We start from the raw sequence: 22,232 nt of genomic DNA on the forward strand, positions 1-22,232 counted from the left end.
AGTGGAACAGCATACCTCAGGAACAAATGAAGACCTGTTCATATTTTCTGATATGGTCGGGCGGTCTGTTCCTGGCTGTTCTGGAGGTGAATCGTGGCCGCGCCGACACTCGCGCCGACTCGACCGAACCCGGCACCCGATCCGGCGCCGGTGCGCCGGACCCGGCTGTTCGCACTGACCGAGGTTCGATGGGCCGCCCTGGCCGTGGCGCTGTTCGTGGCGGGACTGGCAGTGCAACTGACCGGTGGGCCGCAGTGGTCGTGGTGGGCGTTGTATCTGGCGTGCTACGCCGCAGGCGGCTGGGAACCGGCGCTGGCGGGATTACGGGCGTTGCGGGAGAAGACGCTCGACGTCGACCTGCTCATGGTCGTCGCGGCGATCGGTGCGGCGGCGATCGGCCAGATCACCGATGGCGCGTTGCTGATCGTCATCTTCGCGACCTCCGGCGCTCTGGAAGCACTGGCCACCGCCCGGACCGAGGATTCGGTGCGCGGACTGCTCGATCTCGCGCCGGACACGGCGAACCGGGTGACCGGCGACGGCGCGGAACAGACGGTGAACGCAGCCGAGCTGCGTGTCGGGGATGTCGTCATGGTGCGGCCCGGTGAGCGGATCGCCGCGGACGCGACCGTGATCTCCGGTGGCAGCGAGGTCGACCAGGCCACCATCACCGGTGAACCGCTGCCGGTGGACAAAACCGTCGGCGACGAGGTGTTCGCCGGGACTCTCAACGGCACCGGCGCCCTGCGCATTCGCGTCGAGCGCCGCGCGCAGGACTCGGTGGTCGCGCGGATCGCGGCATCGGTCGAGCAGGCCGCGCAGACCAAGGCCCGCACGCAGCTGTTCATCGAGAAAATCGAACAGCGCTACTCGATCGGCATGGTCGTGGTCACCGTGGCGGTGTTCGCCATCCCGCTGCTGCTCGGGGACAGCGTGCAGCGCGCGCTGTTGCGCGCGATGACGTTCATGATCGTCGCCTCTCCCTGTGCGCTCGTGCTGGCCACGATGCCGCCGTTGCTGGCGGCGATCGCCAACGCGGGCCGCCACGGTGTGCTGGTCAAATCCGCTGTGGTGATGGAAAAGCTCGGCGCCACCGGGCGGATCGCGTTCGACAAGACCGGCACTCTCACCCGCGGCGCGGCCGAAGTACTCGAAATCCATTGTGTGGATTCTCGATTCAGCGACAGCGAGGTTCTGCGACTCGCGGCGGCCGCCGAGCGGCCCAGCGAGCACCCGCTGGCGGCGGCCATCGTACGCGCGGCCCGCGTCCGTGGCCTCAGCCTGCCCGAGACAGCCGAGTTCACCGCGCATCCCGGTCGCGGCGTGACTGCCCGCGTCGGTGATCGACTCATCACTGTCGGCTCCCCCGCCACCATGGGACCCGAAACCGAGAGCTCCCCCGAAACCGCGACAGCGCGCGCCACCGTCGACACCCTACAGGCGGGGGGCTACACCGCCGTCGTCGTGACCTGCGAGCAAATCCCGATCGGAGTGCTGGCCATCTCCGATCAGCTTCGACCGGAAGCGACGGCCGCCGTGCGCGCCGCCACCGAACTGACCGGCCTCGCGCCGGTACTGCTGACCGGCGACAACCGAGCTACCGCCGACCGGCTCGGCGCCGAGGTCGGCATCACCGATGTCCGTGCCGGACTACTGCCCGACGACAAAGTGATCGCGGTGCGGCAGCTACAGGCCGACGGACGAAAGGTGACCGTGGTCGGTGACGGCATCAACGACGCTCCCGCCCTCGCCGCCGCCGAGGTGGGCATCGCGATGGGCGGCGCGGGAGCCGACCTGACTTTGCAGACCGCGGACGCCGTCGTCGTTCGCGACGACCTCACCACGATTCCCACGGTGATCGCGCTCGCCCGGCAGGCGCGTCGAGTCGTCATGGCCAATGTGGCCATTGCCGCCACCTTCATCGGCGTGCTCGTCGTCTGGGACCTCGTCGGTACCCTGCCCCTGCCGCTGGGCGTCGCCGGACACGAGGGGTCCACGGTCTTCGTGGGGCTGAATGGGCTACGACTGCTGCGCCGGGCTGCCTGGGAACGCGCCGCCGGAACCCGGCCCCTACCCGAAGCCGGTCGGTGACCGAAGCAACTTTGTCCGAAATGGGACCGCCACCCAGGCTCACCCTCGAAGGATGAAGCGTAGTGTCAGCCGTCCATGGTGATCTCGTGGTCGTGACCGGATATGCGGATGTGTTCGTGCGGGCTCTCGACAAGAGCGCCGGGGGTGACTCGTGAAACCCACAGCAAAGGTATGGGATCTCGGATACGCGGCAGGGTGGCGGCTGGTGCGTGCCCTACCGGAGCAGTGGGCTATTCGTGCGTTCGACGCGGCAGCCGACCACGCGGCCCGGCGCGGTGGGCCGAACCAGCTGCGGCGCAACCTGTCTCGGGTGTTGGGTACCTCGCCGCAGGCGGTGCCTGCCGAACTCGTTCGCGCGAGCCTTCGTTCTTACGCTCGCTATTGGCGCGAAGCCTTCCGACTGCCGACGATGGATCCGGTGCGCTTGGCCGAGACCATCGAGTCCTCGGCAACCGGGCTCGAGCATATCTATCGGGCGGTCGAGAACGGGGCTGGGGCGGTGCTCGCGCTGCCGCACAGTGGGAACTGGGACCTGGCCGGTGTCTGGCTCGTACAACGGGTCGGCGCACCGACAGTCGTCGCGGAGAGGCTCGAGCCGGAGTCGCTGTTCCAGCGTTTCGTCCGCTTCCGCGAGCGTCTGGGATTCGAGATCATCCCGCTCACCGGCGGCGCGGCACCGCCGTTCCCGCAGCTGGTCGCCCGGATTCGACAGGGACGGATGGTCGGCCTGCTGGGTGAACGCGATCTGTCCGGGACGGGTGTGCCGGTCACGTTCTTCGGGGAGCCGACTCGCATGCCGAGTGGTCCGGCACGCCTGGCGATCGACACCGGCGCACCACTGCTGCCGGTGCACTGCTGGTTCACGCCGGACGGCTGGGGATTCCACATCGACTCCCCTATCGACACCGCCTGCGGTGTTCAGCCGGCAACACAGGAACTGGCCGATCGATTCGCCGCCGGTATCGCCGCACACCCCGCCGACTGGCACATGCTCCAGCCCCTGTGGACCGCCGACGTCGAGGCCCACCAAGCCCGCATGCGTGCTCGCCGCGACGCGCACACACCAGGGGACTGAACACCGGACCACCGGCTCGCCCTCCGATACCGAACCACAGCTGGCCGAGCAGCGTACGCGACGGTCATCCGGATAACCGCGAACGCCGCCCACGACGTCGACCACGGGCGAGCCGCGGTGCTCGCCGAATGGTTCGACGGTAATCGAGATTCACTGTCGGACGGCCGTTCACCACGATTCGATCAGCGGGAAATCATGCTCCTGCCGCCGCCATTGCTCGGTGAGGCGACCGAGTCGGTCCCGGGCGGCGATGCCGCGCACGCCCGCGATCTTGTCGTCCCGGATCTCCAGGATGACGACGCCAACGGCCCGGTCGCCGAGCGTGGCGAGCATGGCCGGTTGGTTGTTGACCACGACGGCATGGATGGAAGGCGAGCCACCGGCGAGTCTCCGCTTGGCCGCGGACGGTTTGAAGCCGGCCCGCACCGCGCTGGCGATCCGCTCCGGGGTGGCGTACCGGATCAGCTTCTCGGCCAGCCCCAGCCCGGCGCCGTCGGAGATGCCGGTCGCGTCGTCGGTCAGCAGTGCGACCAGTCGTTCGGTCCGGCCCGATGAGGCGGCATCGACGAACGCCTCGACGATTCGACGCGCGGAGGCACGGTCGATGTCAGCGCCGTTGCCGGCGGCGGCGATTCGACGCCGGGCTCGGTGGGCGTGTTGCTGACTCGCGGACTCGGTGATGCCGAGAATCTCGGCTATCTCGGCGTGGCTGTACGCGAAGGCCTCGCGCAGCACGTAAACGGCCCGTTCGACCGGCGACAGACGCTCCATGAGCGTCAGCACCGCCAGGGTCACCGATTCGCGCTGCTCGACGGTGTCGGCCGGGCCCAGCATCGGGTCGCCGTCGAGCAGCGGTTCGGGCATCCAGGCGCCGACCGCGCGTTCGCGCCGCACCTTCGCCGAACGGAGCCGGTCGAGCGCCAGATTGGTGACGATCTTCGTCAGCCATGCCTCGGGCACCTCGACGTATGCCTGGTCGGCGGCCTGCCACCGCAGGAACGCGTCTTGCACCGTGTCCTCGGCGTCGGCGGCCGAGCCGAGCAGACGGTAGGCGAGCGAGGCCAGCCGATTGCGGCTGGCCTCGAAACGCGCCACGGTGGCAGTGTCCATGAGCACGACTCTATGCGGCGACCACGTCGAGCGAGTGCTCTCGAGCAGTGGCCGAGCGGTACTTGTGACTCGGCTTTCCGAAGGTCGGGTGGCTCAGGCTCCAGGCGGCAGTGTCGAGGATTGCCGACTTGACGCGCGCGGCCGTCCGGCCACGGAGGGCCCACGACTTCGATCGCGCGTCACCGTCGACCAGCTGGAAGATCCCGTCCTTCCGGCCGAGGCTGATGTGGTTGCCGACATACGACAGCGAGGTCGTCGCGATCTTGCGCCCGGTCCGGTCCCCGATGATCGCGGCCGTCGCCTGCATGCTGGTGTATCCCGCGGAAGCGCAGGACATCGGCAACGGCCGACCGTTGTCGCCGATGACGAAGACGCTGTCACCGGCGACGTAGACATCCGGGTGCGAGACCGACCGCATCTGACGGTCGACCGTGATCTGGCCGTTGGGTTCCACCGCGAGGCCGCTGGCGGCGGCGATCGGGTGGACGGCGAAGCCCGCGGCCCACACGGTCGCGTCGGAGGCGAAAGCGGTGCCGTCGGCGGCGAACGCCGCTGCCTCCTCGACGCGCTCGATGGGGGTGTGCTCGTGCACCGTGATGTCGAACCGGTCGAAAGCACGCAGCAGGTGACGGCGGGCCTTCGCGCCCAGCCAGCCGCCCAGTTCGCCGCTGGTGGCGAGGCTGACCCGAAGTCCGGGACGGGATTCGGCGATCTCGGTGGCGGCCTCGATCGCGGTCAGGTTGCCGCCGACCACCAGCACCTTCCCGTTCCGGCCCAGCTCATCCAGGCGTGCGCGCAGGCGCAGCGCGGCCGGTCGCGCGGCCACGTGGAAGGCGTGTTCGTCGACGCCCGCAACGCCGTGGTCGGCGGCGGTGCTGCCGAGCGCGTAGAGGAGGGTGTCGTATGCGAGCCGGTCGACGCCCTCGCCGTCGGCGACTGTGACCGTCCGGTGCTCGACGTCGACGTGGGTCACCCGCGCCACCCGTAGCCGGATGCCGGTGCCCGCGAACACCTCCGCCAGCGGCCGGTGGCGGAGATCCTGCCCGGCGGCGAGCTGATGCAGGCGCAGCCGCTCGACGAAATCGGGTTCGGCGTTGACGACGGTGATCTCGAAGTCGTCGGAGTGGAGTTGGCGCGCCAGGTATCCGGCGGAGAAGGCTCCGGCGTATCCGGCCCCGAGGACGACGATGCGGTGCTTCATGATTCGCTCCTGTCTGGTTCGCGTGCTCCCTGAACGAGACAGCCCCCGAATTCCTGACAGCATTGACCAGTGATGTGGATCACCCCAGGCTCGCCCAGCGGACGAACTCCATTCCGCACCACGCTGGGCCGATCAGTTTCTCGGCCTCATCGACGGCTTTCGCGAAGCAGAGCACGGTACACCGTGCGGTGCAAGACCTGACCTATGTCGATCCGGATGGTCCGATGGAGTTGGAATTGACCGGCCGCGTGGATCTGTCGATCCCAGTGCGGAAACTTCTGTAGTGGCGCTCACAGCCAAATCGAATGGTGTGGACGTCTTCGGTCATGCCACCGCCAGAATCAGGCTATGAACTCGTGAAGCTCGGCCGGTCGAGCGGCGACCCATCGTGGCCGGGAGTCGCCGCCGCTCCGCGCGCAGCATCCCGATACAGGTCGGCTCCACACAATCCCGACCTTATTGCGAGGCCTATAATCGTGTGGTATGGACGGCCCGCGCCGGGAAGGTGTAGGCAGCCTACCGGTCCCTACCCACAGCTTTGTCGGTCGAGACCGGGAGCTGGAGAAAATCAGTACCCTACTGCTGGGCCCAGCCCGATTGATCACCCTCACCGGCCCGGGTGGGATCGGCAAGACCCGCCTGGCTTCCGAAGCCTTGCGCCGTTGCGGTAAAACCGAAGCCAGGAAGGCAAGAGCGTACTGGGTGCGACTGGCTCGACTGTCGCCGGATTCGGATACGACCGCGGTCGCGGAAGAAGTTGCCCATGCGGTGATCGAGGCGGATTTCTCCGGGCGATCGGCGTGGGATGCCTTGGTCGACACTCTCACGTGAACCGACACCACCGGACGGGCCCCGCACACCGTGCTGGTGCTCGATAACTGCGAGCACGTACTCTCCGGTGTCGGGCCCCTGATCGCCGACCTCATCGACGCGGTACCGGGGCTGAGCATCGTGGCCACCAGCCGGGAACCCATCGGCTGGATCGACGAACACCTGATCACCGTTCCGCCTCTCTCGCACCGCGACGCACTGGCCCTGTTTCGGCAACGCGCCGAACTCACCGAACATCCCGTCACCAGCAAAGACCAGGCCACCACCGCCGCCGAGATCTGCCGCCATGTCAACAATCATCCCCTCTATATCCAGTTGGCGGCCGCACGACTGCTGCGCCAACCCCTGGCCGCCATCCTGCGCGGGCTCACCGGCCACGTTGATGACACCCGACTGCGCTGGTCGTACGGCCCCCGCGTGGGCACCGACCCCCGTCATCGAGCAGTCGTCGATGTCATCTCGTGGTCCTATGAGCTGTGCAGCGACAAGGAACGTCTGCTCTTCGACCGCCTGTCGGTGTTCGCCGCCGGCTACGTCACCAATCCCGACGACACCACAGACGCCGCCCTGGATGTGGGCGCCGAGCTGGAAGCCATCGAGACCGTCTGCTGCGACGACGAAACCAGCGACACGCCAGCGACCCTGAACCGGCAGGAGGTCGAGGGCCTGCTCGAGCGCCTTGTCGATCAATCGCTGGTCACGGCGCACAGGACGGCTACCTCGGTGCGGTATTCCCTGGTGGAGAGCCTGCGGGTATTCGCCCAGCAGCGACTGCGCCAGCGCTCCACGGCCACGGTGGACGAACCCACCCGCTTGGCCCAGCGGCACTGCCGCTACTACCACGACAGGATCGGCTACGCCGCAGCCAACTGGTTCAGTCCCGAAGGGCAAAACCTGCTGGACTGGGCCCGGACGGTCTGGGCCGACACCCTCACCGCGATCGAAACCAGCATCAGCACCCCGGGCCGAGCCGGAGACGGTCTGGAGATCTGTCTTGGGCTGATCACCTTGCAGGTGTGCTTCACCAGCGGCTCGGTACGAGAAATACGTCAATGGACCCTACGCTGCCTCGATGCCACCCGGGCCGCGACCCCGCAACCCACCGAACTCCAGATCGGGGCCATGGCCACCATCGCATGGCTCGCCACGCTCCAAGGCACCCTCGAAGATGCCGAACAGATGCTCGAGGACTGCGCCGCCGCCTGCATCCCCCACTCAGACACCAGACGGAACTGGCGAGACACCGCCGAAACCGACATCGGGCTGCCCGCTCCAGTCGAATTCGCATGGGGGGCGGAGCTGATATTCGCGCGCCGTGATGCCCGTGCCATCACCGTCCTGAGCCGCGCCCGGGATAAATTCGAGGCCTACGGCGACCACGGCGCTGCCTCAATGAGCGAGCTGTTCACTGCCCTGGCCGCTGGCATGCTGGGAACCGCGCAGCAAGCCCATGAGATCACGCAGCGTTACCTCGATCGCGCGACCCTCTCCGGAATTCCATGGGAAAAGGCTTGCGCCGAACTCACCAGGTCGGCCGCCTTGACCCGACACGGCAACCCCACCGAAGCACTGGCCCTCGAACGATCCTCGCTGGCATATCACCTCGCCACCAACGAGCAATGGGCCGCGGTGTGGCTGGTGCAGTACCGGACCTGGTCATTGGCGCACATCATCACCGACTCGATCGTCGCCGGACGACCCGACCGCAAGAAACTGATTGCCCTCGCCACCGAAATCGCTCACTTGGCCGGCGGCACCACAATCCTGCGAGCCAAGCTCGGCATCGACATCAAGGCGTCGGGGCCCCTGCTCGACGAATCCGAAAAAGCTATCGCTGTCGCCCGCCGAGTGCTCGGGCCCGACGCCTTCGCCGCGGCAGAAGCCCGAGGCATGCGCCTGCGTCCGGAACAAGACGAAGTCCAACGGCTGGCACTGGGCACACTGACCATCGATACTGCAGCGGACGCGGACGCCACATCGCACTGGCACGAACTGACCCCGACCGAACAACAGGTCGCGATCCTGGCCGCGGCGGGGTGGACCAACATCGACATTGCCTTCCGCCGCGGAAAGTCTCCCCGAACTGTCGACGCCCAAATCGCGGCGATCTTCAATAAACTGGACATCACGTCACGTGCGGACATATCCGGGCACATCCCCAGTAGATTCGCCGACCAGGTACGAGACGAAGCCGCCCGACGACCGCGCTGCCAGTAGGGACTATCTGAAAGGCCTGCGGATCCGGACCTCGGAGCTGCCCATCCAGCTTCCATAGGTATGTCCCACATCGATTACCGATGCGGAGGTCTATACCTACGGCCCATGCTGGTTGTCGTGCACTTAGACGAAGGTCTCGGTGACGACCGCGTCACCAGGCCTCAACCACACAATCGTGCGACGGCCGAGCTCGAATGCCGAGCCGGCGGCAAACAGGTGAGTATATGCCGCCCTACGATGACCAGATCCATCCGGCTGACAGATGTGCAATCTCTGGTGGCCGGCCGACCGGAAAATCGAATCATCCCATGACAACCGCACTACTACCTCTTGCATACGGATATCTGCGCGACGATTTGCTCTGTGACCGCGACTCGAATTCGAGCGAGGACAGACTGCGGGACACTGCCAGGTCACTCGGCTACGAGCTCGGCACCGTTTTCCGCGAGCCCCCACCGCAGAACGGGACACTGCCCCCGGCGTTCGTCGATCTCGTCCATGAATGCCGGCGAGCTGCGGCCCACGCCGTGATAACCCTGCGTGGACACATGTCGGATATGTCGGTGTGTCGGATGGTCCTGCTGGCGGTCCTCGAAACGCGAGCCGGTGCCGTAGTGCACGAAATCTAGCTATCAAACCATTCCATCAACGCATCCGCCGCGAGGTACGGCCAAAGCGTGCGGAAGGTCAACCCCTGAGCTGCTGCGCAGGGTCGGTAGCAACCGCTGGCTGCAACCTGCCGGCACCGGAGCGCACGGGATCACTCAGTCCGCGGGGATTTCGCTGCGGTCGCCGCTCCAGAGGGTGTGGAACTTGCCCTCGGCGTCGACCCGCTCGTAGGTGTGCGCGCCGAAGAAGTCGCGCTGCGCCTGGGTGAGCGCGGCCGGGAGGCGCTCGGCGCGCAGGGCGTCATAGTAGGACAGCGACGACGCGAACGCCGGTACCGGAATGCCCAGCAGGGTCGCGGTGGAGACGACGCGCCGCCAGCTGTCGATCGCGGTTTCGATCGCCTCGCGGAAGTAGGGCGCGAGGATCAGGCTCGGCAGCTCCGGGTTCTCGTCATAGGCGTCCTTGATCCGGTTCAGGAACCGGGCCCGGATGATGCAGCCGCCGCGCCAGATCGTCGCCAGGTCGCCGGGGCGCAGGTTCCAGTCGTATTCGGCGCTGCCCGCGGCGATCTGATCGAAGCCCTGGGCGTAGGCGACGACCTTCGACGCGTACAGCGCCTGCCGGATGTCCTCGGTGAACTGCTCGACGTCGGTGGGCTTGTCCGCCAACCGGCCCGAAGCCAGACCGGTGGCCGCCTTGCGCTGCGCGCGGGAACCCGACAGCGCCCGCGCGAAGACCGCTTCGGCGATGCCCGTCACGGGCACCCCGAGATCGAGGGCGGACTTCACCGTCCAGCGGCCGGTGCCCTTCTGCTCGGCGGCGTCGACGATGACATCGACCAGCGGTCGGCCGGTTTTCGCGTCGACCTGCTCGAGCACCTCGGCGGTGATCTCGACGAGGTAGCTTTCCAGGTCTCCGGCGTTCCACTGGGTGAACACGTCGGCGATCTGCTTGGCGTCGAAGCCGAGCGCGTCACGGAACAGGTGGTAGGCCTCGCCGATCAGCTGCATGTCGGCGTACTCGATGCCGTTGTGCACCATCTTGACGAAGTGCCCGGAACCGTCCGGACCGATATGCGTGCAGCACGGCGTTCCGTCGACCTTCGCCGCGATCGATTCCAGCAGCGGACCGAGCGAGTCGTAGGACTCCTTCGGGCCGCCGGGCATGATCGCCGGGCCGTTGAGCGCGCCCTCCTCGCCGCCGGAGATACCGGCGCCGACGAAATTCAACCCGCGCTCCCGCAGCGCGGCTTCGCGCCGGATGGTGTCGGTGTAGAGGGCGTTTCCGCCGTCGATGATGATGTCGCCCGGCTCCATCGCGGCGGCGAGTTCCTCGATGACGGCGTCGGTGGCCGCGCCCGCCTTCACCATGATCAGCACCCGGCGCGGCTTCTCCAGCGCGGCGACGAACTCGTCGATGGTTTCGGTGCGCACGAAGTCGCCGTCGTCGCCGTGCGCCTCGAGCAGTGCGTCGGTCTTGGCGATGCTGCGGTTGTGCAGCGCCACCGTATAGCCGTGCTTGGCGAAGTTGCGGGCGATGTTGCTGCCCATGACCGCCAGGCCGGTGACCCCGATCTGTGCACGTGCGGTAGAGGTCGGCATCAATCAGCTCTCTCGTTCGACAGGTGTGGCGGGTCCGCGCGAAGCCGTTCGGCGGGTGCCTCGTGGAGTCCGTTCCACGACGCCTCAGACCTTACCCACCTTGCCGGTTCGCGCATGTGCCGCATGGCGAGCAGACGGAGGCAAAACAGGTAGGACAAAACCTACGGTTGACTGGTAGGGATAATCCTACATATAGTGACCGGCATGACGATTTCCCAGATCAGGACCATCACCGCGTTCGTCGAGGATCAGGATCGAGCCAAGCGGTTCTATACCGAGGTGCTCGGATTCACCGTTCGGGGCGACCAGGTGACGGGGAACAACCGATGGCTCGAGGTCGCGCCCGGAGACTCGGGAACCGCCATCGTGTTGCACAAGCCGTTTCCCGGCGCGTCCGGCGGGACGCTGACGGGCGTGATTCTCGACAGTGACGATCTCGACGGCGCCGTTGCCCGACTGCGCGAGGCCGGGGCGCAGGTGGAGGGACCGAGCGAGATGCCGTGGGGGCGGCAAGCCACCTTCGCCGATCCGGACGGCAATTCCTTCGTCCTCTCCAGTGCGAGAGACTCGTGATCACCCCACCACTCGTCCGAACGAAGGCCCGATGCCGCACCGCCTGAAATCCACGACCGCAGATCGCGTGTTCGGCGCACTGGCCAACCCGACCCGACGCGACATCCTGGACCTGCTGCTCGATGGCGAGCGGTCGGTCCAGGAGATCGCCGAGCGCTTCGATATGGCGCGGCCCAGTGTCTCCGAGCATCTGAAGGTGCTGCGGGACTGCGGTCTGGTCAGCGAGGAGAAGCGGGGGCGGCATCGCTACTACCGCGTCGAGCCGGAGCCCCTCCACGATCTGCAGTCCTGGCTCGACCCGTTCGAGCGGTTCTGGCGCGCCCGCATGCGCGATCTGGGCGCGACACTCGACGCGATGCCCGACGAATCCGACGACAGGACGGAACCAGATCGGTGACCGACGACCTCACCACCATCGAACTCGACCATTTCTATCCCCATCCACCGGCCAAGGTGTGGCGCGCGCTCACCACACCGCGCCTGATGGCGCAATGGCTGATGGAACCGGAGGGCTTCGAACCGGTCGCAGGCAACCGGTTCCGCATGCACGCGAAGCCCATTGCCGCGACGAAGTTCTCCGGCGAGATCAGCTGTGCGGTACTCGAGGCCGTCGCCCCGAAACGCCTGCGCATCGCCTGGGACGATGCCGCCTCCGACACACCGACCGGCTGGACCGTCACCTGGGATCTGTGTCCAGAGGGGCGCGGCACTCGAATCCTCTTCAGCCACAGGGGATTCGACCCCGACGATCCCACCGCTCAACTGGCTCGCAACATCATGCGCAACGGCTGGCCCGGCATGCTCCACCGCTTGGCCGCATTACTCGACGACGGGTAAGCCGCGGCCGCTTGATGAGTGCGCGCGTGTACCCGAGTACCGAACGAACCACGATCGGGAAGGATGCGACGACAACGGTGGTGGATGAAAGGGTGCGGGAAGCACGAGATTGGGCGTTGGGGTGACTCCGTCGAGACGGAATGCCCTGCTCAGCGGAGATGCGCGAGTATCACGGTGGCAACGTCGACGCTGATTGCGCAGGTGTCGAGTGTGGTTCCGCCGTATATACCGGCTTGGACGGTGATCTCGACGGAGATCGATCCTCCGGAGTCGGCGGCTACCTCGGTCTTGCAGCCGCCGTTCTTGCCGTCGGAGCGAGACTCCGGGATCCGCACTGCTCGCCGCCCGTCGACAGTGATCTGCGTCGCGCCCGCTATCGGCGGCAAAGGCGACGTGCGGTCGGACGACGGATGCGAATGGAATCCGATACCGAAATCCGTTGTCATCCAAAGGCATCCGTTCGGAATTCCCGGAACGTAGCGAATCGACCAACTTTTCGTGACTCGGCAGCGAACGTAACGAGTAACCAACAATCGTCGGGTTCGCCCGCCGAGAACCTCAATCGGTCATCGTCACGGCGACGCCTTTCGGGCATGCGCGGGCGGCATCCGGAACAGGGTCCTCAACCTGCGCAGTGCCTCGCTGTCGCCGACCGCCGATGCCTCGCCGCTCTCGACCGCCTCGGCCAGGGTGAGGCCTTGGCCGGTCAGGCGCAAGAACGCGGCAGTGCCGATGGTGATGGTCGCGTCTGGGTGTTGCGCGGGTCCGTGTTGCGCCTCGATGGTCTCGTCGTGGATGCGAGCGTGGAAAACCTCGTCGTCGATATGGAATTCGTAGACCGCGTGCAGTCCGGTGGCGGCGTCGGGGTCGAAGCAGGCCCGCAAGCCGAGCACGGCCCAGCCCGGGTGAAAGGTCTCGGACTCGCGCGGTTGGCCCATCGCCCATTTCAGGCCCCACCGGGCCAGCGCCAGGATCGCGGGGCCGAGTTCTGCACCGGCCTCGGTGAGCGCGTAGGCGGGCGTGCGGGCCGGCGGCGGAAGCGTGACCTTCTGTGCGAGTCCTTCGGATTCCAGGTGCTTCAGTCGGGCAGCGAGGAGCCCGGTGCCGAGCCCGCGGAGGCTGGCTTGCAGGTCGCCGAACCGTTTGGGTCCGGTGAGCAGCTCGCGGATCAGCAGCAGGGTCCAGCGCTCGCCGACGATGTCGAGGGTGCGCGCGGTCGCGCAGTACTGGTTGTAGGTTCGCTGGTCCACTTCATCACTCTAGACTTCGCGCTTCCCGATTTTGAACGAGCGAGGCTTCCAGGAGCAGCCGGGCGAGTGGTTCGGGTTGGGCGAGCATCACGTCGTGCGGACCGTCCACGGCGCGGGTCCGGTATCCCAGGGCTGCGCCGAACTGTGCGAAGGGATAGGTCTGCGGTTTGCAGTAGATGGCGGTGCCGGGAATTCGGTCGACTACTCCGCTCAGGCGCGTGGTCTCGGTGAACGTGCGCAGCGGTTGCGGGAGCAAGCGCGCGGCCAGCCAGGCCGCGTCATCGGCGTCGACGATGCCGAACGCCGCCGGAGGCGGTGCCGGGATCCGCCAGCCGTCCCCGCGTGACTCGGCTGCCGCCCGGACCGACGCAACGAAGGCGGCGGGGGCCAGGTCGAACATGCCGACACCGGCACGCCCCGCCCATCCGTCCACGAGGACGATGTGGTCGACGACATCGGGTCGGGCGTCGGCTGCTTCGCGCACGACCAGCCCGGCGTAACTGTGTCCGACCAGCACGATCTCCTCGTCGTCCGGTGCGGCGTCCAGCACGGCGGCGACGGTCGCGGCGTGGTCGTGGAGCCCGCAGTCCCCGACCGCGCTGAGGTCCGGCGTGCGGGTGCGCGCCCCGGCCGCGTGCAGCAGCGGGACGACCCGCTCCCAGGCCCACGGGCCGTGCCATGCGCCGTGGACGAGAACGAAGGTGGTCATTGCGAATCCTCCTCGCGCAGTAGGGGCAGCACCTGGTCGGCGAATTCCTCCAGGCCCTTGTCGTGGTTGTCGGTCGCCAAGCGGATCACGAGGTGACGGGCACCGGCCGCGACATAGCCGGTCAACCAGTCGGCGGCCTCGCGGGCAGTACCCGCGAACACCGCCTGGACCGACGCGATGAATTCGAGTGGGGCGTTGTAGTAGCCCTGGATGCTGGTCCGCAGGCGTTCGCGCGCCTTCTCCGGGTTCTCGTCCAGGCACAGCGTCGCGTACAGGGCGGGGGTTATCGGCCGCCGCGGACCCGCACGGTCGATGACATCGAGTTCGGCCCCATAGGTCTCGGCCTCGGTCGGATAGGGCAACCAGCCGTCGGCGAGGCGGGCCACGCGCCGCAACGCGGGCGCGCCGCTGCCGGCCAGCCAGATCGGCGGGCCGCCCGGACGCGATGGCGGCGGCGCGAGTCGCACGTCGTCGAAGCTGAAGTGCTCGCCCCGGTAGGACACCGGCTCCCCCGACCAGAGTTCGCGCATGGCTTCGATCGACTCCTCCAAGCGGCCGATGCGGCGGGCGAATCCGACACCGACCGCGGCGAATTGGGCCTCGGTGTGCCGGTTCGGGAACCCGCCGCCCATGCCCGCGACCAATCGCCCACTCGACAGCCGGTCGAGCGTGGCGAGCTGGTGCGCCAGCAGAATCGGATGGCGCAAGGCCGGGAGCAGTACCGCGGTGCCCAGCGTGACTCGTTCGGTTGCCTGGGCCACGGCGGCCAACAGCAGCAGCGGGTCCGCGCGCGGCCTGGTCACCGGGCTGTCGCCCGCCCATACCGAGTCCAGGCCCAGCATCTCCGCCCGACATGCCTGTGCGACAAGTCGTTTCGGTTCGTGTTCGCCCAGCACGGTCTGGTCGCGTGTCGGTAGCAGGTATCCGATCTCCAGCCTCGCCATATCGCCTCCCTCATCGTCAGGTTCCTGAGCTTAGCTATTGACTTCTTATTTTTGAAGTGCAAACTTCATATTGAAGTAGCGATGAAGGGAGTTGGCATGACAAAGGTGCTTTACCGGGCACAGGCGCACGTGACCGGCGGCAGGAACGGCCGCGGACGGACGTCCGACGGCCAACTGGATCTGGACTTACGTCAACCAAAAGAACTGGGTGGTAGCGGTGCGGGTGCGAATCCCGAGCAACTCTTCGCGATCGGGTACGCCGCCTGCTTCGGTACGACGCTCGCCCTCGTCGGGCAGCGCAGCAAGCTCCAGGCCGACGACGCGGAAATCGACTCGTCGGTCGCGCTGATCCCGATCGACGGCGGCCGCTTCGAACTCGGCGTCGAGCTGCACATCGCGCTGCCCTCGGTCACCGACGAGCAGGCAATCGAACTGGTCGACGCGGCCCACCAGGTCTGCCCCTACTCCAATGCCACGCGAGACAACATCGCTGTGACGCTGGTAGTGAATGGCATTCCTGTGCGGGCTCCACGTGCGGAGCCCACGCCTATCGAGTGATCTCTCACAGGCCTGTTCCAGCAAGCGGTCGCTCGGCGCCGTGTGCGCATCTCGTGGAGACGTGACTCAGCGGCGAACGTAACGCCTGACGTGCGGGGCGGCCAAGGGCGCGAACGGTCTGGCCGAGTGCCTTTCACTCTGCGTTCGCTGTCCAGAACGCGAGTTCGGCACGTGCTTTCGCGGTCTCCGCATCGTCCGTCCCATTCCGGCGTTCACGACGAATGACCAACTCGGCGTATAGATCCCGCGCGCTCGCGGGATCTCCCGCGTGCCCGGTCCACCTCGCCAGGCCCTCCAAGGCGAGCAAGGTGTCGGGATTGTCCGCTCCGTACAGGCGGGTGGTGACCTCCAGGAGGCGAGCGAGCAGATCGCGCGCAGGTTCAGGGTGACCGCTCATCCCGTACCAGTAGGCGAGGTTGTTCGTCGTGACCAGGGTCGCGGGGTGCTCGACTCCGGAGATGTCCTCGCGGTCGGCAAGCACCTCGCGCAGTAAAGCGACCGCGGCGTCCGCGTCACCGGCTACACCGGTCCACCACGCCTGGTTGGCTCTCGCCCACAGGGTGTCGTTGTGTTCGGGCCCCAGCACGCTCAGACAGAGCGGCACCAGATCATCGAGTATCTGCCTTGCCCCCGCCGGGTCACCGGACAGTCCGACGAAGCGCGCGTACTGGTCGCGGCAGCGCAGCACGTAGGGATGCTCGGGTCCGAGGACGCGTCCGAGATCGGGCAGGAACTCGGCGTAGCGGCGGCACGCACCGGCGATGTCCCCGGTCTGGCCGGTCCAGAACCCCAGGTCGGCGCGGATCCGCAGGACGGCCGGGTCGTCGGGGTCGCTCACGGCGGATTGCAGGGGCAGCAGTTCCGTGAGCATCGCGACCGCGCGTTCCGACTCCCCCAGCTGCCCGATCCAATTCGCCAGTTGCACACGGTATTCCAGAGTCCGGGGATGTTCCGGTCCGAACGTCTCGGTGCAGCGCGCGACGAGTGCGGCGTACATATCCCGCGCGGCGTGTGGGTCTCCGGCGTCGCCGGTCCAGCGGGCCAACCGTGCGCGCACGGTGAACAGGTGCGGGTCGTCCGGCGCCAGCGCGGCTTCGAACGCGGTATGCCATCCGGCCCAGGACACTCGGTTGTCGCGTGCTCGCCGCCCACTGTCGACTCGATCCAGGAAGGCGATGGCGCGCTCGGGGTACCCGGCGGCCAGATGATGGCGTGGCGCGGCCGTGTAGGCGTAATCGTCGATATCCGGGCCGGTGAGAGCGCCGAGCGCCGATGCCAGCGCGGCGTGGGCGGTGACCTGCGGGAGCGTCTCCGTCGTCGCCGCGGTGAGCGGGCCGGTGAAGGCCTCATGGGTCAGTCCGATGCGTTCGTCGTCTCGTCCCGGCTGCCCACGTGCGACCAAGATGCCCAGGTCGACGAGGGTGGTGCGCAACAGAGGCAAGGACACGCCGTGGCCGAGCTCGGTCATGGCCGCGGCGACGAGCCGAATCGGCGCCACCGGGCCGACGCCCACGGCGGCGAGCAGGCCCGCGAGGGCGGAGATCGCCGACGGGGTCGCGGGCTGCCGGTCGAGTGTCGTGCGAATTCGGTAGCGAACCAGCGAGTCCAGGTCCCCGTTCGCCGCCGCCCCGGCCTGCCGCCAGTCGATCTCTCCGACGAGCCGGGGAAGCAGCCACCCGCCCAGCCCGGCGACCTCGTGCCCGTCGAGCGACAGCGCCGCCGGAATCTCGACGTCCGATCCGCTGAGCTCGTCCAGGATTTCCGCGATCCGGGGCGGCTCGACGGGAAAGATATGCGCGTGGGCGAGCTCTTCGCGCTCTTCGACCCCGGTGCCCGAACGCACTCCGATCACAACGCGGACGTGCCTCAGACGGTCGTCGGTGGTCAGCGAGTGGATCGCGGCGAGAATGCCGTCGCGGCCGCCGGGTGCGGGCTGGTCGAGCCCATCGACGATGATGCGGACTCGTCGTGTGCGCGGCATCTTGTGCAGTGGACGCAGGAGCTCGATTTCCAGCGCGTCGAACTGATCGTGATCGGTGAGTTCGTCGACCACGGCGCGGCGAGCCTGATCGAACACGGAGCCGAACCGTACGCTCAGTTGCGCGACGATCTCCCGGCACATCGACTCCACGGTGCTCGCGACGTCGAGAAAGACCGCCGCGGACACGAAATCCGCGGTGAAGGAGACGGGTTCGGTCAGCGTGTCCGGCCGGATCAACAAGGCCAGCAGCGTCGATTTGCCCGACCCAGCCGGTCCGACCACCGCTTGCAAGCGGTCGCCGCCGGACTCGACCATCGTGGTGATCGTGTCCAAGACGGCCGGAGAAGCCACCACTTTGCGCAGTAGATGATCGACGAGACCCGTGGCAGGTCGCCCGCGCACGGCGTCCCGGTTGCGGGCGACGTTCGGCAGCAGCCAGAGCCCGCGGTCCTCAGGATCGGCTTGTGCGCCGTTGAACGACAGGTAGCGGGGCGTTTGGAACGGACACGCATGCGCTATGGGGTCGCGAACGTCGCCACACAGCAGATTCGTTCCCCTGCTCGGGAGCCCGTTGTCGAACGTGGTCAACAGGGTTCGGGTGAAACACCCCGAGTACGCGCTACCGGCTCCCGAGGCGACGAGCAGTTCCATTCGGCCGTCGGTCCGTTCCAGGATGTTCAGCCAGCGCTGGCCCGCCCCGAGCACTCCCGCCCCGGCCTCGCAGGCGTCGACCAGGACGATGAGCCCGTCCAGGAATCGGGCATTCGCGTAGTGTTCCTTGACCACCGATACCAGGTTCATGCTGTTGTCGGAGTCCAGCGGTTCCTCCTCGGTGGGCACGCCCGGAGAGTCGTGGGCGAGCAGATAGAAGTCGTCGTCTACGGTGAGACCGTGGCCGACGAAGGCGAGCAGCAGGGTCGCGTTCGCCTTCCCCGCCGATCGGAACGCCGCTTTTACCGTCGATTTCAATTGTGCGGCAGTGGGATTCAGCAGCGGACCGGCTCCATCGACGGGCAGCCAGTGACCGTCGGCGGTGAGCGCGGTGTGCAGGCGCCCGGCGAGATCGGCGGGGAATCCCAGATGTGGCAGCCGCTCGCATTCGGTCCCCACCACCAGTGCCAGCCGCTCGGCCATGGGGACACTATCGGCTACGCGCACGCGGGCCGCAAGCGGATGCGATCCGTGGGCCGTACACGCCGGGCAACCCGCACCACGGTGGGCACTCACCGGCTCTTAGCGAGGTAACGGCCGATGTCGTCGCAGAGCGCTCGATACGCCACACTGTGCGCGATGAGTACGAAGCGGAGCGGCAGGCAGCCGCGGTCGAGGCCGTCGAACCGGCGGGCGATAATCCTGAACGCCGCGGTGGACGCCTTCGCGCACGGCGGCTATCACGGGACGTCGATGGCCGATATCGCGGCGAAGGTCGGCATCTCCGCGACGGCGCTGTACCGGCATTTCCGCAACAAGCAGCAGCTGCTGGGACAGTGCCTGCTGGTGGGGCTCGACGACACCCTGAACCGGATCGACGCCGCGCATCGCGCCGACAAGTCGGGTGCCGCGGTACTGGCCGAAGTGGTGCGAGTGGCGCTGGAACTGCGCGGACTGCCGAGGCTGTGGCAGCTGGAGTTCCGCAACCTGACGGCCGCCGACAAGTCCGCTGTGCTGGTCCGAGTCTCGCGGCTCACCAGATACCTGCGGCAGACGATCCGCGCGCGCCGTCCGGAGCTGAGCACCGCGGACGTGGAGCTGCTGAGCTGGTGCGTGCTGTCGGTGGCGGTGAGTCCCTCGTATCACCGCGCCGAGTTGCCCGCGCCCGCCGCCGCGGAGGTGCTCGACGCCGCCGTCGCGGCGGTGATCTCCACCCCGCTGCCCGAGTATCCGGATGGCCGCGCGCCGACCCGACCGGCGCGGATGGACACCGGCAATACCGAACTCGACCGAGCGCTGCGGTCGGAGCGAATGCTCGCCGAGGCGGCTCGACTGTTCAGTACCCGCGGCTACGCCGCCGTCGGCATCGAGGACATCGGCGCGGCGGTGGGTGTCACCGGGCCCGCGCTCTACCACCACTTTTCCAGCAAGGCCGAGTTGCTGGACCAGATCGTTCAGCGGCAGGACGAATGGCTTCGCCTGCTGCTGGCCCGGGCGATCGCCGAGGGCAGCAGCGCCGAGGGGTCCATGCGATCACTCATGCGCAGCTTCGCCCAGTTGGGCGCCGACGAACCCGATCTGCTGGCCATCACGGTCAGTGAGACCAGGCATCTTCCCGTCGACGCGGTGCAGCGATACCGGCGGGTGCGCCTGGACTGCATCGTCCAGTGGGGCCGGATGCTGCAGACCGTCCGGCCGGAGTTGTCCCCTCCGGCCGCGCGCGTGCTGATTCGCGCCGTGGCCACCGTGGTCATCGATGCGGTCCGCAATCCACGCTTTCGGCGGCGGGCCGATCTCGTCGATGTTCTGGTCGCGATCGGCGAGGGGATCGAATCGGCGCCGGTCCGTGGCCGAGTTTTCGCATAGTGATATCCCTCACTTAGTGGCGATTAACTTATCTCCCGGCGATCGCGTGCTATCAGCGAATTAATGGCAACAAGACGGTCGACCATTTACTTAGTGGTCATTAACATGAGATTGCCTTCGGGCTGATTCGTACCGCACAGTGTGCCGTGGGTGACGAGCTATCCGTGCGCCCTCCCGCATCCCTCGCCGATACAGCGGCCGGTTTCTCGAAAGGCATTGGCCCGTGAGCCATTACAAGAGCAACGTGCGCGATCTCGAGTTCAACCTGTTCGAGGTGTACGGACTCGACGCCGTCCTGCAGTCAGGAGCATTCGGTGACCTGGACGGCGACACCGTACGGTCGATGCTGGCCGAGGCGGCCCGCCTGGCCGAAGGACCGGTCGCCGAGCCGTACGCCGAAACCGATCGCAACCCACCGGTTTTCGATCCCGCCACGCACTCGGTGAGCCTGCCGGAATCGTTCAAGAAGGCAGTGCGCGCCTGGTACGACGCCGACTGGTGGCGCGTCGGCAAAACCGAGGCCATCGGCGGTGTACCGGCCCCCGCGATGGTCAGCTGGGCGATCACCGAATTCATCCTCGGCGCGCAGCCTGCGGCCTACATGTACCTGACCGGTCCGATCATGGCCCACATCATGCACGGCCTCGGCACCGCGGAGCAGAAGCACTGGGCCGAACTCATGGCCGAACACGGCTGGGGCGCCACGATGGTGCTCACCGAGCCCGACGCCGGTTCCGACGTGGGCGCCGGCCGCACCAAGGCGCTCGAGCAGGAAGACGGCTCCTGGCACATCGAGGGCGTGAAGCGGTTCATCACCTCCGCCGACTCCGACGACCTGTTCGAGAACATCATGCACCTGGTGCTGGCCCGCCCCGAGGGCGCGGGACCGGGCACCAAGGGCCTGTCGCTGTTCTTCGTGCCGAAGTACCACTTCGACCACCAGACCGGTGAGCTCGGTGAGCGCAACGGCGTCTTCGTCACCAACGTCGAGCACAAGATGGGCCTCAAAGCCTCCGCCACCTGCGAGCTGACCTTCGGCGGCCACGGCATCCCGGCCAAGGGCTGGCTGGTCGGCGAGGTGCACAACGGCATCGCGCAGATGTTCAAGGTGATCGAGGAAGCGCGCATGATGGTGGGCACCAAAGCCATCGCCACGCTGTCCACCGGCTACCTCAATGCGCTGGAATACGCCAAGTCCCGCGTGCAGGGCAGCGACCTGACCCGGATGGCGGACAAGACGGCGCCGAAGGTGACCATCACCCACCACGCCGACGTGCGCCGGTCGCTGATGATGCAGAAGGCCTACGTCGAAGGCCTGCGCGCGATCTACCTCTACACCGCTGGACACCAGAACGACGTCGTGGCCGAGCACATCTCGGGTGCCGACGCCGAGCTCGCCGCCCGCGTCAACGACCTGCTGCTGCCGATCGTCAAGGGCGTCGGCTCCGAGCGGGCCTACCAGTACCTGACCGAGTCGCTGCAGACCCTGGGTGGTTCCGGCTTCCTGCAGGACTACCCGATCGAGCAGTACATCCGGGACGCGAAGATCGACTCGCTGTACGAGGGCACCACCGCCATCCAGGCGCAGGACTTCTTCTTCCGCAAGATCGCCCGCGACCGCGGTGTGGCGCTGGCCCACGTGGCCGAAAAGATTCGCGAGACGGCGCAATCCCCCACCGGCAACGGCCGTCTGAAGGCCGAGAAGGTGCTGCTGGCCACCGCGCTGGAAGACGTCCAGGACATGGCGGGCCGGCTCACCCAGCACCTGATCGCCGCGCAAGAACAGCCCACCGAGCTGTACAAGATCGGGCTCAACTCGGTGCGGTTCCTGCTCGCCGTGGGCGACCTGCTGGTCGCGTGGCGGCTGATCGTCGCCGCCGAGATCGCCCTCACCGCACTCGATTCGGGTGCCACTGAGCAGGACCGGGCGTTCTACCAAGGCAAGGTCGCGGTCGCGTCCTTCTTCGCCAAAACCGTCCTGCCGCACCTCAGCGCCGAGTGGTCGGTCATCTCCGATGTCGACACCAGTGTGATGGAGCTCGACGAAGCCGCGTTCTGACACCACGGGTGCGCCTAGCGCCGGAGCGTCCGCCTCGGCAATAGCACCACCAGCACAGCAGTGGCGTTG

Annotated in this window: 18 protein-coding genes; 10 read left to right on the top strand and 8 right to left on the bottom strand. The window is 67.3% G+C overall.

Translation table 11 applies throughout. From position 1 onward, the window contains the following. Nucleotides 1-93: 93 nt before the first annotated feature. Together ON34_RS24295 and ON34_RS24300 are read left to right on the top strand one after the other, a co-directional pair. Nucleotides 94-2,091 carry a heavy metal translocating P-type ATPase gene (locus tag ON34_RS24295; protein WP_040783379.1) on the top strand — a complete coding sequence of 666 codons (1,998 nt, stop codon included), beginning with the start codon at nt 94-96 and terminating at the stop codon, nt 2,089-2,091. A 151-nt stretch (nt 2,092-2,242) separates the two neighbouring features. Continuing rightward, complete coding sequence (locus ON34_RS24300; RefSeq protein WP_040783380.1) at nt 2,243-3,166, top strand: phosphatidylinositol mannoside acyltransferase; 924 nt, start codon at nt 2,243-2,245, stop codon at nt 3,164-3,166. A 168-nt stretch (nt 3,167-3,334) separates the two neighbouring features. On the opposite strand, the gene ON34_RS24305 is transcribed toward ON34_RS24300, so the two are convergent. Both ON34_RS24305 and ON34_RS24310 read right to left on the bottom strand, forming a co-directional pair. Next, nucleotides 3,335-4,276: a sigma-70 family RNA polymerase sigma factor gene (locus ON34_RS24305; RefSeq protein ID WP_040783382.1), complete on the bottom strand. Its 942-nt coding sequence runs from the start codon at nt 4,274-4,276 to the stop codon at nt 3,335-3,337. 10 nt (nt 4,277-4,286) lie between these two features. Further along, a complete protein-coding gene (locus tag ON34_RS24310; protein ID WP_040783384.1) occupies nt 4,287-5,477 on the bottom strand; it encodes an NAD(P)/FAD-dependent oxidoreductase in 1,191 nt (396 codons plus the stop codon). Nucleotides 5,478-5,960: 483 nt separating this feature from the next. On the opposite strand from ON34_RS24310, the gene ON34_RS34950 reads away from it, so the two are divergent. Both ON34_RS34950 and ON34_RS24315 read left to right on the top strand, forming a co-directional pair. Then, nucleotides 5,961-6,308, top strand: a complete 348-nt coding sequence (locus tag ON34_RS34950; protein WP_083889719.1) for an ATP-binding protein — start codon at nt 5,961-5,963, stop codon at nt 6,306-6,308. 36 nt (nt 6,309-6,344) lie between these two features. Next, nucleotides 6,345-8,525, top strand: coding sequence for an ATP-binding protein (locus ON34_RS24315; RefSeq protein ID WP_157172407.1), 2,181 nt, complete (start codon nt 6,345-6,347; stop codon nt 8,523-8,525). A 764-nt stretch (nt 8,526-9,289) separates the two neighbouring features. On the opposite strand, the gene gnd is transcribed toward ON34_RS24315, so the two are convergent. Next, on the bottom strand, nt 9,290-10,735 hold the full coding sequence (gene gnd, locus ON34_RS24325) for an NADP-dependent phosphogluconate dehydrogenase (RefSeq protein WP_040783389.1): 1,446 nt from the start codon (nt 10,733-10,735) through the stop codon (nt 9,290-9,292). Between the two features lie 204 nt (nt 10,736-10,939). On the opposite strand from gnd, the gene ON34_RS24330 reads away from it, so the two are divergent. Genes ON34_RS24330 through ON34_RS24340 form a run of 3 tightly spaced genes read left to right on the top strand, consistent with a single transcriptional unit; the run spans nt 10,940 to nt 12,145 of the window. Next, nucleotides 10,940-11,308: a VOC family protein gene (locus tag ON34_RS24330; RefSeq protein WP_040783557.1), complete on the top strand. Its 369-nt coding sequence runs from the start codon at nt 10,940-10,942 to the stop codon at nt 11,306-11,308. 31 nt (nt 11,309-11,339) lie between these two features. Next, nucleotides 11,340-11,705, top strand: coding sequence for an ArsR/SmtB family transcription factor (locus tag ON34_RS24335; RefSeq protein ID WP_040783392.1), 366 nt, complete (start codon nt 11,340-11,342; stop codon nt 11,703-11,705). Further along, a complete protein-coding gene (locus tag ON34_RS24340) occupies nt 11,702-12,145 on the top strand; it encodes an SRPBCC family protein (protein ID WP_040783395.1) in 444 nt (147 codons plus the stop codon). The genes ON34_RS24335 and ON34_RS24340 overlap by 4 nt, the downstream gene beginning before the upstream one ends. 149 nt (nt 12,146-12,294) lie before the next feature. Here the strand turns inward: ON34_RS24340 and ON34_RS24345 are convergent, their stop codons facing one another. The 4 genes from ON34_RS24345 to ON34_RS24360 form a co-directional block, all read right to left on the bottom strand. After that, nucleotides 12,295-12,591, bottom strand: a complete 297-nt coding sequence (locus ON34_RS24345; RefSeq protein WP_040783398.1) for a DUF3558 domain-containing protein — start codon at nt 12,589-12,591, stop codon at nt 12,295-12,297. 126 nt (nt 12,592-12,717) lie between these two features. Beyond that, complete coding sequence (locus tag ON34_RS24350) at nt 12,718-13,395, bottom strand: winged helix-turn-helix transcriptional regulator (protein WP_040783401.1); 678 nt, start codon at nt 13,393-13,395, stop codon at nt 12,718-12,720. A gap of 4 nt (nt 13,396-13,399) precedes the next feature. After that, a complete protein-coding gene (locus ON34_RS24355) occupies nt 13,400-14,104 on the bottom strand; it encodes an alpha/beta fold hydrolase (RefSeq protein WP_040783402.1) in 705 nt (234 codons plus the stop codon). Beyond that, nucleotides 14,101-15,048, bottom strand: coding sequence for an LLM class flavin-dependent oxidoreductase (locus ON34_RS24360; protein ID WP_040783404.1), 948 nt, complete (start codon nt 15,046-15,048; stop codon nt 14,101-14,103). Before ON34_RS24360 ends, ON34_RS24355 begins: the two co-directional genes overlap by 4 nt. Nucleotides 15,049-15,144: 96 nt before the next feature. Here ON34_RS24360 and ON34_RS24365 point away from each other — a divergent pair, with 96 nt between their 5' ends. Then, a complete protein-coding gene (locus ON34_RS24365; RefSeq protein ID WP_051023050.1) occupies nt 15,145-15,606 on the top strand; it encodes an organic hydroperoxide resistance protein in 462 nt (153 codons plus the stop codon). A gap of 133 nt (nt 15,607-15,739) precedes the next feature. Here ON34_RS24365 and ON34_RS33800 read toward each other — a convergent pair whose 3' ends face one another. Then, complete coding sequence (locus tag ON34_RS33800) at nt 15,740-18,721, bottom strand: tetratricopeptide repeat protein (RefSeq protein WP_051023051.1); 2,982 nt, start codon at nt 18,719-18,721, stop codon at nt 15,740-15,742. Nucleotides 18,722-18,877: 156 nt separating this feature from the next. On the opposite strand from ON34_RS33800, the gene ON34_RS24375 reads away from it, so the two are divergent. Further along, nucleotides 18,878-20,104: a TetR/AcrR family transcriptional regulator gene (locus ON34_RS24375; RefSeq protein ID WP_169333895.1), complete on the top strand. Its 1,227-nt coding sequence runs from the start codon at nt 18,878-18,880 to the stop codon at nt 20,102-20,104. Between the two features lie 223 nt (nt 20,105-20,327). Further along, nucleotides 20,328-22,163, top strand: coding sequence for an acyl-CoA dehydrogenase (locus ON34_RS24380; protein ID WP_040783408.1), 1,836 nt, complete (start codon nt 20,328-20,330; stop codon nt 22,161-22,163). Nucleotides 22,164-22,232: the final 69 nt, after the last annotated feature.

Origin of the sequence: Nocardia pneumoniae NBRC 100136, assembly GCF_000308755.1 — a bacterium.
Classification (GTDB): Bacteria; Actinomycetota; Actinomycetes; order Mycobacteriales; family Mycobacteriaceae; genus Nocardia; species Nocardia pneumoniae.

What these genes read in the sequence shown, in the direction of transcription:
- ON34_RS24305 (WP_040783382.1), bottom strand. Translation starts at nt 4,276, where the DNA reads ATGGACACTGCCACCGTGGCGCGTTTCGAGGCCAGCCGCAATCGGCTG.
- ON34_RS24310 (WP_040783384.1), bottom strand. Translation starts at nt 5,477, where the DNA reads ATGAAGCACCGCATCGTCGTCCTCGGGGCCGGATACGCCGGAGCCTTC.
- ON34_RS34950 (WP_083889719.1), top strand. Translation starts at nt 5,961, where the DNA reads ATGGACGGCCCGCGCCGGGAAGGTGTAGGCAGCCTACCGGTCCCTACC.
- gnd (WP_040783389.1), bottom strand. Translation starts at nt 10,735, where the DNA reads ATGCCGACCTCTACCGCACGTGCACAGATCGGGGTCACCGGCCTGGCG.
- ON34_RS24330 (WP_040783557.1), top strand. Translation starts at nt 10,940, where the DNA reads ATGACGATTTCCCAGATCAGGACCATCACCGCGTTCGTCGAGGATCAG.
- ON34_RS24335 (WP_040783392.1), top strand. Translation starts at nt 11,340, where the DNA reads ATGCCGCACCGCCTGAAATCCACGACCGCAGATCGCGTGTTCGGCGCA.
- ON34_RS24345 (WP_040783398.1), bottom strand. Translation starts at nt 12,591, where the DNA reads ATGACAACGGATTTCGGTATCGGATTCCATTCGCATCCGTCGTCCGAC.
- ON34_RS24355 (WP_040783402.1), bottom strand. Translation starts at nt 14,104, where the DNA reads ATGACCACCTTCGTTCTCGTCCACGGCGCATGGCACGGCCCGTGGGCC.
- ON34_RS24360 (WP_040783404.1), bottom strand. Translation starts at nt 15,048, where the DNA reads ATGGCGAGGCTGGAGATCGGATACCTGCTACCGACACGCGACCAGACC.
- ON34_RS24365 (WP_051023050.1), top strand. Translation starts at nt 15,145, where the DNA reads ATGACAAAGGTGCTTTACCGGGCACAGGCGCACGTGACCGGCGGCAGG.
- ON34_RS33800 (WP_051023051.1), bottom strand. Translation starts at nt 18,721, where the DNA reads ATGGCCGAGCGGCTGGCACTGGTGGTGGGGACCGAATGCGAGCGGCTG.
- ON34_RS24375 (WP_169333895.1), top strand. Translation starts at nt 18,878, where the DNA reads ATGAGTACGAAGCGGAGCGGCAGGCAGCCGCGGTCGAGGCCGTCGAAC.